Origin of the sequence: Emticicia sp. W12TSBA100-4 (assembly GCF_040253585.1) — a bacterium.
Classification (GTDB): Bacteria; Bacteroidota; Bacteroidia; order Cytophagales; family Spirosomataceae; genus Emticicia.
This window is the reverse complement of record NZ_JBELAU010000009.1, coordinates 36,126-50,469: the sequence shown is the minus strand read 5'-3', so window position 1 is coordinate 50,469 and position 14,344 is coordinate 36,126. Positions and strand designations below refer to the sequence as shown.

Annotated in this window: 9 protein-coding genes; 8 read left to right on the top strand and 1 reads right to left on the bottom strand. The window is 36.2% G+C overall.

Going from position 1 to position 14,344, the window contains the following annotated elements:
* The first annotated feature begins 1 nt into the window (after window position 1).
* Window positions 2-613, top strand: a complete 612-nt coding sequence (locus ABR854_RS14125) for a Uma2 family endonuclease (protein WP_350266060.1) — start codon at window positions 2-4, stop codon at window positions 611-613.
* Between the two features lie 81 nt (window positions 614-694).
* Here the strand turns inward: ABR854_RS14125 and rpsA are convergent, their stop codons facing one another.
* Window positions 695-2,515, bottom strand: coding sequence for a 30S ribosomal protein S1 (gene rpsA / locus ABR854_RS14120; RefSeq protein ID WP_350266059.1), 1,821 nt, complete (start codon window positions 2,513-2,515; stop codon window positions 695-697).
* A gap of 251 nt (window positions 2,516-2,766) precedes the next feature.
* Here rpsA and ABR854_RS14115 point away from each other — a divergent pair, with 251 nt between their 5' ends.
* The 7 genes from ABR854_RS14115 to ABR854_RS14085 all read left to right on the top strand — a co-directional run bounded on the left by ABR854_RS14115 (window position 2,767) and on the right by ABR854_RS14085 (window position 14,304).
* Window positions 2,767-3,228, top strand: coding sequence for a nucleoside deaminase (locus ABR854_RS14115; RefSeq protein WP_350266290.1), 462 nt, complete (start codon window positions 2,767-2,769; stop codon window positions 3,226-3,228).
* 87 nt (window positions 3,229-3,315) lie between these two features.
* Window positions 3,316-3,942, top strand: coding sequence for a superoxide dismutase (locus ABR854_RS14110; protein WP_350266058.1), 627 nt, complete (start codon window positions 3,316-3,318; stop codon window positions 3,940-3,942).
* Between the two features lie 201 nt (window positions 3,943-4,143).
* A complete protein-coding gene (locus ABR854_RS14105; RefSeq protein WP_350266057.1) occupies window positions 4,144-6,492 on the top strand; it encodes an SLBB domain-containing protein in 2,349 nt (782 codons plus the stop codon).
* Window positions 6,493-6,515: 23 nt separating this feature from the next.
* Window positions 6,516-7,550 (top strand): Wzz/FepE/Etk N-terminal domain-containing protein, encoded by a 1,035-nt coding sequence (locus tag ABR854_RS14100; protein WP_350266056.1) that lies wholly within the window; start codon window positions 6,516-6,518, stop codon window positions 7,548-7,550.
* A 20-nt stretch (window positions 7,551-7,570) separates the two neighbouring features.
* The gene (rfbA, locus tag ABR854_RS14095) at window positions 7,571-8,431 is read left to right on the top strand and encodes a glucose-1-phosphate thymidylyltransferase RfbA (protein ID WP_350266055.1); all 861 of its coding nucleotides are present in this window, start codon (window positions 7,571-7,573) and stop codon (window positions 8,429-8,431) included.
* A gap of 213 nt (window positions 8,432-8,644) precedes the next feature.
* Complete coding sequence (gene prmA, locus ABR854_RS14090) at window positions 8,645-9,469, top strand: 50S ribosomal protein L11 methyltransferase (RefSeq protein WP_350266054.1); 825 nt, start codon at window positions 8,645-8,647, stop codon at window positions 9,467-9,469.
* 56 nt (window positions 9,470-9,525) lie between these two features.
* Window positions 9,526-14,304, top strand: coding sequence for a hypothetical protein (locus tag ABR854_RS14085; RefSeq protein WP_350266053.1), 4,779 nt, complete (start codon window positions 9,526-9,528; stop codon window positions 14,302-14,304).
* Window positions 14,305-14,344 lie beyond the last annotated feature (40 nt).

The following is a 14,344-nucleotide window of genomic DNA, read 5'->3' as shown; positions in this document are numbered from 1 at the left end:
TATGTTAATCGCAGAAAAATCAAGGCAACGAAATAAAGCTAAAGCCATTCCCGAAAGCCTCATTTATGAAATCATAGATGGGAAACCGTTCTACTATGATGGTTATAAAGATGTTTTGGCAAATAAAAAAACAAGTGAAGAAATTATGGGTGCAAGTGGCTTACAATCTTACATTATATATTACCTTCTCAAGGTTTTATACGCAAAACTTGATGACAGAAAGTATCGTTTTTTAACTAATGAAATAGGTACTCACCTTGACAAAAACAATAATCTTTCGGGTGATATATACATCTATGATAAACAAACTCTTTCTCCCGATAAAATTAACACCCATTACGTAGAAGTTGCACCAAAAATTGCCATTGAGATAGATATTCGTATAGATTTATCTGATGAAAAAGACTTTGGTTATGTTTTTACCAAAACTCATAAATTACTTGATTTTGGTGTGGAAAAGGTATTGTGGATATTCACTAAACATCAGAAAGTAATGGTTGCTACAAAAGACCAAGATTGGCTAACTAAAAACTGGAATCAAGAAATAGAGTTGCTTGATGGTGAGTATTTTAATATCGGTAAATTTTTGGCAGATGAAGGTGTAGAGCAGTAGGGAAAAAATATTTAAAACTGGACATAACAAAAAAGGCTTCTCGTAAGGGAAGCCTTTTTTGTGTTATTGCTTAGAAACTAATTAAGCTTCTGCCTCAGCATCAGCTGCGGCATCTTTTTTCTTAGAAAGTTTCTTTTTCTCGCCTTCTACCATTGCATCTTTCAATGCAGAAAGAGCTGAAAGGTCGCCAAGAGTTGATTTCTCTTCAGGAGCAGATGCTGCTACTTCTTTTCCACCTTTTTTCTTAGCTTCTTTTGGAGCTTCTTCTTTTGGAGCTTCCCAAGTTTTAGAGTGAGAAAGCATGATTTTCTTCTCTTCTTTGTGGAATTCCAACACTTGGAATGTCAATTTCTCGCCAACTTCAGCTACCGAACCATCAGCTTTCGCTAAGTGCTTCAGTAAAGCATATCCTTCGATTCCGTATGGAAGTTCAAGTGTTGCTTGTTTGTCATTTTTAGAGATAATTGTACACTCTTGGTCTGAACCTACTGTGAAGATATGCTCAAATGTATCCCAAGGGTTTTCTTCTAAGTGTTTGTGGCTAAGAGCTAAACGACGGTTTTCGCCATCTAATTCTAATACCATTACTTCAAGAGCATCACCAACTTTTACAAAGTCAGATGGGTGTTTGATTTTCTTAGTCCAAGACAAGTCAGATACGTGAACTAAACCATCAATACCTTCTTCTAATTCTAAGAAAATACCGAAGTTAGTCATGTTACGTACAGTACCAGTGTGTTTTGTGTTCACTGCATACTTGTTGATAAGGTCTTGTTTAGTCCAAGGGTCTTCAGTCAATTGCTTGATACCCAATGACATTTTACGCTCTTCACGGTCAAGAGTCAATACAACAGCTTCGATTTCGTCACCGATTTTCAAGAAATCAGACGGGTTACGTAAGTGTTGTGACCATGACATTTCTGAAACGTGGATTAAACCTTCAACACCTGGTTTCAATTCTAAGAAAGCACCGTAATCAGCGATGTTTACGATTTTTCCTTTAACTCTTGAACCGATTGATAATTCAGCAGCCAAAGAATCCCAAGGATGAGACTCCAATTGCTTCATACCTAACGAAATACGTTTCTTGTCTTCGTCAAAGTCTAAAACTACAACTTTGATACGTTGGTCAAGTTTCAATAATTCGTTCGGGTGGTTGATACGGCCCCAAGAAATATCAGTGATGTGCAATAAACCATCTACGCCACCAAGGTCAATGAATACCCCGAAGTTAGTGATATTTTTAACCACACCTTCCAATACTTGTCCTTTCTCAAGGTTAGTAAGGATAACCTGACGTTGTGTTTCGAGGTCTTTCTCGATAAGAATTTTGTGTGAAACTACTACGTTGTCGTTAGTATGGTTGATTTTCACAACCTTAACTTCCATTTTCTTACCAACGAAAATATCAAAGTCACGAATTGGTTTCACGTCAATTTGTGAACCTGGCAAGAATGCCTCAATTCCATAAATATCTACAATCAAACCACCTTTTGTACGGCGTTTTACTAAAGCGTCGATAATTGCATCTTCAGTAAATGATTTTTCGATGTTGCTCCAAGCAGTCAATACTCTTGCTTTTTTGCGAGAGATAACCAATTGGCCCATTGCATCTTCTTGTTTTTCGATGAAAACTTCCACTGTATCACCTACTGCAAGGTTAGGAAGGTCACGGAATTCAGAAGTCGAAACTAAACCGTCTGATTTAAAACCGATGTTAAGCAATACTTCACGGTCAGTGATACCCACTACCGTTGCCATTACTACATCTTTTTCTGTTACATTAGCAAGCGTCTCTGAGTAGAGTGCTTCTAATTTTGCTTTTTCGTCGGCTGAGTAGCCTCCGCCAATACCTCTTTTGGTGACCTTATCCCAGTCGAAATCTGCAATTTGTGCTGCCATAATATGTTGATTTTTAGCTCTTTGTACATCAACTCGTCGAGCTGCCCGAGTTGAAAATGGTTGAAAATAAAGTGTTCCTTTGCAAAAAGGAGTGCAAAATTACTAAAAATTCTGTAAAAACAACCATTTTAAGTCGAATATTTTTGGTTAAGAAGCTGATTTTCAGTGGAAAATATGGATTGAATATAGTTTTTTCTCATATTTCATCTCTCATATCTCGCAACACAACTATCTTTGCGGAAAAAGCAAGAATTGTGGTAAAAAATTATCCTTTATATTCGCACGAATATTTTATGGCTAAAGCACTCGACTTAGCAATTCAAGCAGGCGAAGCTGGCGAAATACCTGTGGGAGCAATCGTAGTGGCTGGTGGAAGTAAAATTATCGGAAAAGGAAGCAACCAAACCGAACAGTTAAATGATGTAACTGCCCACGCCGAAATCATAGCCATTACGGCCGCAACGCAGTTTTTGGGAGCGAAATATTTGAAAGATTGTACGCTCTACGTAACGCTTGAGCCGTGCGTGATGTGTGCAGGAGCATTACATTGGTCGCAAATTGACCGTATTGTTTTTGGAGCTTCGGACTCAAAAAGAGGTTTTGCTCGTGTTAGTCCGCCGATACTTCACCCTAAAACGAGTGTTGTAAAAGGCATTTTAGAAACCGATTGCGAAATGCTTCTAAAGAATTTTTTCAAAGGTTTGCGAACATAAAATTGAAAGTTAGCGTTTACGGTTTAGTGTTGATATAAACAGCGTAGCATAAAATTATAATCTAATATTTTAAATTTTGTTTCAAAAATGGCATATACACTCGAACCCCTACCGTATGCAAGTGACGCTTTAGAGCCACACTTCGACAAAGCAACCATGGAAATTCACCATGACCGTCATCACCAAGCTTATGTAACAAACCTCAACAATGCAATTGCTGGTACAGAAATGGAAAGCCTTTCATTGAAAGAGTTATTAGCAAATATTAGTAAATATCCAGCACCAGTTCGTAACAATGGTGGCGGACATTTCAACCACGATTTATTCTGGAATATTCTTTCGCCAAATGGTGGAGGCGAGCCTTCAAGCACATTGGGTGCAGCCATCGACGAAACTTGGGGTTCGTTGGCTAACTTTAAAGAAGAATTCAAGAAAGCAGCAATTGGTCGCTTTGGTTCAGGTTGGGCATGGCTTTGTGTTGACGACCAAGAAAAACTTTTCATTACATCAACTCCAAACCAAGACAATCCTTTGATGGATGTTGCCGATAAAAAAGGTATTCCAGTTTTAGGCTTAGATGTTTGGGAACACGCATATTATTTGAAATTTCAAAACAAACGCCCTGATTATATTGATTCTTTCTGGAATGTAGTTGACTGGGATGAAGTACAAAAACGTTATTCAAATGCGAAAAGAGTAATTCCAAACGCATAAGAATGTTTAAATTATAAAAAAGGGTAGATTTCTAAGATGAAATCTACCCTTTTTTTGCTTAAAAATGAGAGATTTGAAATATTATGGTGATATTAACATTTGCCGAGAAATAAATAAACAAAATTTATTTAATTAATTTTGCGACTTAATACTTAGTTTTGTGTTTTATTTAACGCCATTTTATTCATAGGCAGCTACAAAATGAATCTAAAAAAACAACTCATTCAGTCGATTATTAAACTTTCTATATTTACTTTTATTAGCCTTTTAGGGTTTTCAAGTGTTTTTGCTCAAAATGTTGATGAGCTATCTGATGACCAAATTCAGCAGTTCATGAAGCAAGCACAAGAAAGCGGCATGACAGAAGAACAACTCATGGCAGCAGCAGCAGCTAAAGGTTTTGGTTTGGCTGATATTACTAAGTTTAAGGAAAGAATGACAAAACTTCAATCTGATAAGAGAGGGGCTGTCAATGTAAACACTACTGATACAGAAAGAAGGTTGAATGATACTACTACTATAAAAATAGACAAAGAGGCGAAGCCAAAAGCGAAAGAAGATAGCTCACAAATTAGGCGAGAAAAATACTTTGGTTTGAATATATTTAACAATAAGAAAATAACTTTTGAGCCAAATTTGAGAATACCAACTCCGAAAAATTATATCTTAGGAACGGGTGATGAATTAAATATTTCTATCACGGGTTTTGCTGTGCAAACATACAAAGCAAAAGTTTCTCCCGAGGGAACAGTACAATTAGATATTCTTAGCCCCATTTATGTAAGCGGACTAACGATTGAGCAAGCCCGTGAAAGAATTATTAATAGATTGAAAAGTCGCTTTGCAGGTCTCAATAATTCTGGCGGTGGATTATACGCTGATGTAACTCTGGGGAATATTAGAAGTATTTCGGTAACCGTTATTGGCGAGGCTCTTCAACCAGGAACTTTTACTATACCATCTCTCGCAAATGTATTCAATGTTCTTTATGCTTGTGGTGGACCATCTGAAATAGGCTCACTCAGAAATATAGAAGTTTTTCGAAATGGTAAAGTGATTAGAACATTAGACGCTTATGATATATTACTTCATGGCGACCAAAAAGATAATATTATTCTTCAAGACCAAGATATTATTCGTATTCCTTATGTTGATGCTCGTGTGAGTATTTTGGGAGAAGTAAGAAATCCTAAAATTTTTGAGGTTAAAAAAGGAGAGACATTTAAAGATGTTTTGGCTTTTGCAGGTGGTTTAAAAGAATTAGCTTATTCAAAAACAATATCCTTAGAAAGAGCTACCCCAACCGAGAAACGTATCATTAGTATCGACCAAAATGAGATAGCTACGTTTATACCTCAAAAAGGAGACATTTATACGATTGGTAAAATATTAAATCGTTTTGAGAATATTGTTACAATCAAAGGTGCAGTTTATAGAGAAGGTAGTTACGAGTTAGAAAAGGATATAACTGTAAAACAATTAATTGCTCGTGCAGAGGGACTAAAACAAGATGCTTTCAAGGAAAGAGTTTTACTAAAAAGAGAGAGAGAAAATCTTGAACCTGAAATTATAACGCTCAATTTATCTAATATATTAAGTGGAGAATCGGAAGATATTCGTTTAAAGTTGAAAGATACATTATTTATTAAAGCTGTTAAAGATTTAAGAGAACGTTTGACGGTCTCAATAAGTGGTGCTATTAATAAATCTGGAACTTATGAATTTGCCGATAATATGACAGTTTCAGATTTAGTAACAATTGCTGGTGGCTTTACTGACGGAGCATCTGCTTCGAAAATAGAGATTGCTCGTAGAATTAAAGGAGACACAATTGGAGTACCTAAGGAGCAATCAATCAAGATTGAAACCATAGATATAGATAGAAACTTGGTAGGTAATGAAAGTAAACAATTAGTTCTAAAACCTTTTGATAGAGTATATATACGGTTATTACCTCGTTATGAAGAGCAAAAAAATGTTTTAATCTCAGGAGAAGTGTTTTATCCTGGTCCTTATGCTTTAAAAGATAAAACAGAGAAAATTTCAGATTTAATACTCAAATCGGGTGGATTAAAAAGCGAAGCAGATTTGGGCAGTGCCAAATTCACAAGAGCAGGAAAAGTAATAGGGGTTGATCTTGTTAATATTATGCAAAACAGGGAAGATCCGAATAATTTAATTTTGAACTCAGGAGATGTTTTAGAAATTCCTCGTAGAAAAGAAACAGTAACAATAAATGGACAAGTTTATAACCCCACGACAGTTCCATATTCATCAAGCTTAAAGTTAAGACAATACCTTGATTTAGCTGGAGGAACAACAGATAGTGCTTTTGTTAAGAAAACCTATGTCAAATATGGTAATGGACGACTCAACCGCACAAAAAGTTTCTTATTTATTAAAGCATATCCTAAAATTGAAAATGGTTCAGAAATCATAGTACCAGTTAGGCGAAAATACCGCTGGACACCAGCAGAACGTATTGCTGTTAGTACTGGAGTAGTGTCTGTCGCTACCTTGATATTCACTATTTTTAACGCTACCAGATAGTAAAAACAACTGTAAGATTTATTATGGAAGAAGAAAAAGACATAATTAGCATTGATTTTAGTGCTTTTTTTAAAATAATCTGGAAAGAGAAAGTTTGGGTGGTTTTAATAACTTTATTATTCACAATTGGTGGTATAGTTTACGCTTTATTTGTTCGTGAAGAGTTTGTTTCGACTGGGAAAATATTGCCAGAATATCAATCTAAGGCTGGTGGATTAAGCCAATTTGCGGGTCTTGCAAGTTTAGCAGGTGTTGATCTGAGTAGTGCTGCTGGAGGAGGTTCAGATGCAATTCGCCCTGATTTATATCCAGACGTTCTGAAAAGTACTCCTTTTTTTTTAGAACTTCTTAAAATAAAGGTACGTACTAAAGATAACAAAGAAATGACCTTTAGTCAATTTTATGATATCTTCGTATTAGATAATAAGATAGAGGAGAAAGATACTAAAATTAAGTTTCCAACAAGTAATCAGTATATTGCTGTAAGTTATCAGACCGAGAAAAACTTAAAAGATTTGCGAGAGCGTATCAGTGCTGTTATTGATAAAAAGTCGGGTTTAATTACTGTGACCGTAAAATTGCCAGACCCTTTAGTTGCAACAATTATTACTGATTATAGTATGAATTTTTTGGCGAATTATCTTACAAATTACCGTACAGAAAAAGCTAAAAGAGATCTTGATTTCTTAGCTGAAAGGTTAGATGCTGCTAAAGGAAAATATTATAATAATCAAGCTAAAAAAGCTCAATATAGCGACCAAAATCAACTTTCGATGATGAAATTGCAAACTGCTGACTTGCAAAGAGAGCGAATTGAGTCGGAGTATAAAATATCTTCAACTTTTTATAATACTTTGTTGCAAAAATATGAAGAGGCCAAATTAAAGCTCCAACAAGAAACACCAGTAATTAAAGTTTTAGAGCCGCCAGTTGTTCCAAATAAAAGAAGTGAACCTAAAAGAGCAGTTATTGTTATACTGACTACTTTTTTAGGTGGTATTTTTGGTATAATTTTTGTACTAATTAGAAAGAAAAACTATAAATTAGTAGTCAAATAAAGATTATATAAAACATCATTATGAAAGGAATAATATTAGCAGGAGGTTCGGGTACAAGATTGCACCCACTCACATTGGCCGTTAGTAAGCAATTAATGCCTGTGTATGATAAACCTATGATTTATTATCCACTTTCCATATTGATGTTGTCAGGTATTAAGGAAATATTGATTATTTCTACACCACATGATTTACCACACTTTCAGAAATTATTGGGAGATGGTTCTCGTATTGGTTGTAGCTTTAGCTATGCCGAACAGCCAAGTCCAGATGGTTTAGCCCAAGCATTTATCATTGGTGCTGATTTTATCGGAAATGATAGCGTAGCTTTAGTTTTAGGTGATAATATCTTCTATGGAAGTGGTCTGAGTAAATTATTGCAAAATAGTACAAATCCTGATGGTGGTGTTGTATTTGCCTACCAAGTTCATGACCCAGAAAGATATGGTGTTGTAGAGTTTGATGACAATCTAACAGCAATTTCAATTGAAGAAAAACCAGAAAAACCAAAATCAAATTATGCTGTTCCTGGTTTGTATTTTTACGATAATAAAGTTGTAGAAATAGCGAAAAATATTAAACCTTCCCCAAGAGGAGAACTCGAAATAACAGATATTAACAGAGTCTATTTAGAACAAGGAAAACTTCAAGTAGGCATCATGAATCGTGGTACAGCTTGGCTTGATACGGGTACTTTCCAATCTTTAATGCAAGCAGGTCAATTCGTTCAGGTTATTGAAGAGCGTCAGGGCCTAAAAGTTGGTTGTATCGAAGAAGTTGCATTCCGTATGGGCTTTATTGATGCTCAACAGTTAGAAGTAATCGCCAAACCATTAGTGAAGAGTGGTTATGGTGCTTATTTATTAAATCTGATTGCTTAGTATATTACAAAACATAGTCTTATAACTATTAACTATGTATAGGCCAATGAAATAGCAAATCTTGTGCTTTTTCATTGGCCTTATTATTTGTTTAGGCATTTTTCCTTCAAAAATATCAATTCTTAAAAGCTGTTTGCAATAATTTTGTTGTTGATAGCAAAGAAATTCCGAACTTTACGGCTTAACTTGTACAATCAAATAAAATCCGTAAAAGTGTCATACATCGAACTTTCCTTACAAATTGACCTTGATTTCAATGAAATCATGATGGCCGAACTGGCTGAACTTGGCTTTGAAACTTTTGTCGAAACCGAAGATGGTTTAGAAGCTTATGTTCAAGAAGAGCTTTTTGAAGATTTAGCTGTTAAAAATATGCTCGAAATTTATGCCGAGCGAACGCCAATTTCTTATGCTTTCAAGCACATTGCCAAACAAAACTGGAACGAAGAATGGGAAAAAAACTTCCAACCAATTTCAATCGGAAATGATATTTATGTGCGTGCCGATTTCCACGAACCACAGCCCAATTATCTTTACGAAATAATCATTACTCCTAAAATGTCGTTTGGAACTGGCCATCACGAAACTACTTCGATGGTCATGGAGCATCAACTTACTATTTCACATCAAGATAAAAAAGTGCTGGATGTTGGCACGGGAACTGGTATTTTGGCAGTTTTGGCCGAAAAATTGGGTGCAAAATATGTAAGTGCCTTTGATATTGATGAATGGTCTGTCGAAAATACAATCGAGAATATTGCTTTAAACAATACGAGCAAAATTGCGGTTAGATTGGGTACAATCGAAGACGAACCACAGGATAAATACGAAATTGTCTTAGCTAATATTAATCGAAATATTCTGTTGCAGCAAATTCCTGCTTATGCAACTTTTATGGCCGAAGGTGCATCTCTGATCATAAGCGGTTTCTATGAAGCTGATATTGCTGATATTCAAGTCGTTGCAGAGTCAGTTGGCTTGAAAAAAGTAGCTCAACTAAGCAAGAATCAATGGGCTTCGGTCGTTTTTAAGAACTGAATCATCTATTCTCAATAATTTTATTTTACCCAAAAGCAGCTTCTTTCCTTATATCTATGAAGCAATTTAGAATCATATTCTTTCTCATAATTGGTCTGCTGTCTTTTTCTTCAAAAGCACAGTTAATTAGGCTTTCTGAGCAACCAGAAACATTTATCACTGATATCCAGACCGTAATGGCAACCGATAATAACTCGGTGGCGATAGCAACGGGCAAGAAGTTTGAAACTTATTGGACTTCTCGCTTTAGTCCAGAACAGAAAAAAGCCCTCATCGCTACTTGCCGAAGCATGGGAACTCGTGGACATAAAATGGCTCAATTCTATTTTTTCTTCACGATTCTTGACAAAGCAATTGAGCAAGAAAAGTTTTCGGATGAAAAAGTAAGTAGTTTGATAGAAATCACCCAAAAGTTTGTTGATGGATATGATTTGAAGACTTCAACCAAAATGTTGGAGATTTTGAAAGATTTCATCGAAAAACGCCGACTTTATGCCTCAAACTTCAACCGTTTGTATGCTTTGGGTGGAAATTATGAGATAAAATTTTTAGATAAAAAAGGAGAAGTTACTGCACCAGCACCGACCACTCCAACAACAAATCCACAAACAGCTCAAACACCAACTGAACTTCCCGAAACTAAATATTTTGATGATTGGGATACTGCACCTGCACCCGAAGCGGTTATTTCTTCAGCCAAATCAACATTCACGCCAGACAAGAAACCGATGCCAATCATTGGGGGGCTTTCGATTCAGTTGAATGATATTGATTTTGTGATGGCTACGGCCAGTGACTCGGTTTGGATAAAAAAGACCAGCGGAACGGTTTCCCTAAAAGATGGAATTTATGTCGGAAAAGGAGGGCTTTTTACTTTTGAAAGTGCCAAACTGCCTCAAATTTCAGTTGTTTTGACCGATTTTGCTTTTGAAATTAGAAACCCAAAATTTGCTGCTGAAGACGTAACACTAACTTACACTGACCGCCTAACTGCTCCGATTAGAGGAGTTTTTGAATATAAAAGTGAAAAACGTAATAAGAATGTTCCGCCAACCTATCCTCGATTTATGTCTTATCAAAGCGATGCTTTTATCAAGAACATCGACCGAAATATTGAGTATCGAGGCGGTTTTTCGATGTCAGGTAGCAGGATTTTTTCTTCTTCGGTTCAGAATCGCTATTCAAATATATCGGTCAAAAAAGATGGAAAGTTTTTTTTCAAAGCCAGTAGTACTCGCTTTGAGTTGAGCGATTCGTTGATTACTTCACAGTTAGCCAACTTTGTAACTTTCATAGAAAAAGATTCTATTTATCACCCAGCAGTAAAGTTTAATTACAATCAAAAAAACTATATTTTACGCCTGAATAAAATTGATGTGGGTGGCTTCAAAGAAACTACGTTTTCGGATACTTACCACCAAATGAATATCAAATCTGATGCGATGCGTTGGAATTTGAACGAAGGGCGAATGGATTTTTATATCGTTTCGGCTCGTACACAAGTACCTGCTGTTTTCGAATCATTTGATTTTTATGATGCTCAACGGGTTACGGCTCTCAATAGTAGTGCGGGTTTCAACCCTCTTTTAATGGTTGGTAATTTTACTCAGAAAAATAATAAACTGACTTTTACGCTGGACGAAATTGCTGCTTATAATAAAGTGCCAAAGAAAAACATCGGTGGTGGTTTGATGGTAGCTGTTCAGCAAGGCTTTGTTGATTATAATCCTTCTGATGATATTTTTAAGATAACCAGTAAGGGGCAGCATTATCTTTCGGCTTTTGCAGGGAAAAGAGATTTTGATGATTTTTTAATTCCATCAATTTATGGAAACAGCAAAGATTCTACTTCAAATGCAACACTAAATCTAAATGATAAGTCGCTGATAATCAGGGGTGTAAGGCGTTTTAATTTAAGCGATTCACTCAAGATTTATGTTTTACCCTATGACCGCACCATTAAAGTCTCCAAAAATCGTACATTCACATTTAGTGGACAGTTTAAAGCCAAAAACTATCGTTTTTCGGGAAAAGATTTATTGTTTGATTATGAAAAGTTCTCACTTTCGCTCAATAAAATTGATTCTGTAACTTTCACGCCACAAGAAGTGTATCGAAAAGGTGGCCGACAAGAAATTGGTGGGCATATCAAATTCTTGAAACCCGGTACGCTTTTCCTAAATCGTCCAGACAATAAATCTGGGAAAGTTTACCTACCACAATATCCAAGGTTAAAGATTGACGAAGGGGTAATTGTTTATTTCGATGAGCCTGCTCGTGGCGTACGAAAATATAGCCGTGATGTGCGTTTCGATGTTCCGAAAATCGACTTTGATAGTTTGGCCGTAAAAGATATTGAGTTTGATGGAACATTCTATTCGGGAAATATCTTTAAACCTTTCAAAGAAGTTTTGAGAATCATGCCTGATACAACGCTCGGTTTCTTGCATAAAGTACCAAATGGAAAATATAATGTCTTTGGTAATGAAACTTCTGTTAATTTCTCATCGGCTTTGGCAATGGACGGAAAAGGCCTACATTCTGAAGGAAATATTAATCACCTTGCTGCAAGCATGACTGCGAAAGAAATTCTCTTCATGGCTGATTCACTTACAGCATCTGGTCAGTTGGGAAAAGTGAATGAAAGTGTATTGAAAGGCTCATATTTCCCGCAAGTTGATATTAATGATTATAGTTTGAAATGGATGCCGAAGGTTGATAGTATGATTATTGCTTCGAAAGCAGGTTTCAATTTTTATACAGGTACTTCTTCGCTCAAGGGTAAGTTAGTTGTACGTACGGGTGGTTTGTTTGGTCTCGGTAAATTGATTCGTACTGACTCCGAGACTGCTTCCGACCAATTTAAGTTTAATAAAGAAGGTTTTATTGCGGATAGGTCGCAGTTTAATGTAAAATCGACCCAAACGACTGCCAAATCGGTACTTTTGGGTAAAAATGTAAATGTAAACTTCAATGTAAATAATAGTATTGTAAATATTGCGACCAACCAAGGAAACTTCAATGATAGTACTGGCTCAACGCTCGAATTCCCTTATGCGGCTTATAAAACTAACGTTGACCGTGCCGAGTGGAATATCAAAGATAAGAAGATTTCGATGAAAGGTGATGTAGAAACAACAGTCTTTACTTCAACCAATGTTTCGCAGCAAGGTTTGGCGTTTAATGGAAATTTGGCAGCTTATGATATCGACCAAATGACTTTAAATATTGGCGGTGTGCCTTTCATTAAGTCGGCAGATGCCAAGATTATTCCTGATAAAGGGCAAGTGGCCATTCGTCGAGATGCTGATATGTTGCCATTCAAAAACGCTCGTCTGACGATTGATACGCTTAATGGCTATCACAATTTGATTAACGGAAATATTCAAATCGTCTCGAAAAATAAATTCACGGGTGATGCTACTTACCAGTTCGTGAACGTGAAAAAGGATACCTTCAATATCAAGATGGGTAACTTTGAGTTGCGTGAAATTACGATGGATGGCGAAGCTGCCAAGAGAAGTAAAAACAAAGAGCTTTCGACAGTGGCACGAGCAACCGTTATTGAGCGAGATAGTATGTTCCTTTCGCCGAAGATGCTTTACAAGGGCGAAATCACGATGCTTGCTCCCATCAAAAATCTCTCACTCGATGGTTACATTATTCCCGAACTCAAGAAATATCCTAAACTTGGTGGTTATTGGATAACTTACAAAGGAAATAAATCGGAGGAAATTAGAATTACGGTTGATAAAAACTTGAAAAGTGGAAATTCCCCAATTTTTGCAGGACTTCATTTCCGAACAACAACCTCATCGAATGGACTTTATCCTACTTTCTTGTCAACGAAAGAACTCCCCGAAGACCAAAACGTTTTCTTAGCAAGTGGTGTTTGTCGTCGTGATGAACCGAATAAGCTTTTTAGTATCATTCCAGAAGAAGGAAGAGCTTTGGCAAGTAATAAATATGAAATTTTGGATGAAAAAGGGATTATTAATTTAGAAGGTAAATTCGACCTTTTGAGCGATAAAGTTTCACAGTACGTTCAAACATCGGGTTTCGCCAAAATTAGACTTGATACGGCCAACCACGAATTTAATACAATGATGCTCATGAATTTCCCGATTGCCCAGCCTTTATTAACAAATATGGCCGAGAAAATCGTGAAAACAAACCTTGATTTAGGTGTAAATGAGGCAGCAGTCGAATTGAATTCAACTGAATTAATTACGAAAATAGCCAAATTTGTAGGCGATAAAGACATTGACGATTATAAAGCAAAATCGGCTCGTGAATATGTGCCGCTGTTTAAATTTTCACCGAAATTTGCCAATACGATTGTTTTCAGTGATTTAAAACTGCTTTGGTCTCCGAAATATAATTCATACCGCAGTGTCGGAAAACTGGGTATTTCAAACATTGGTGAAACCGATATTAACGCCAAAATCAATGGTTATGTCGAGATTCGCAAAAACCCAATCACGGGCGATGAAATGTATATTTTCTTAGAACTTTCAGGCGAAAACTGGTATTACATGGGCTATAAAGATGGTCAAATGGGACTTATTTCGTCGGATGATAATTTTAATGCTGCTATTACTGCCAAAGCCGATAAGAAAAAAATCAAAGATTATCAGGTAATTCCAGTCGATTTCCCAGAAGCGATGCTTTTCCGTAAGACATTCTTAGAAACTTACAGAGGCATTAAAGAAAAACCAAAAGTTGCTGGGCAAAAACCGACAGATGCCAAAAAATTGGCCGATGTACCGAAAGATGAAGCCCAGAAAAAAGACGATAAGAAAAAGAAAGTTGAGGATGAAAAAGATGGGTTTTAAGTGAAGAATTTCCATAAAATAGGGGAGAAGTAAAGAAATT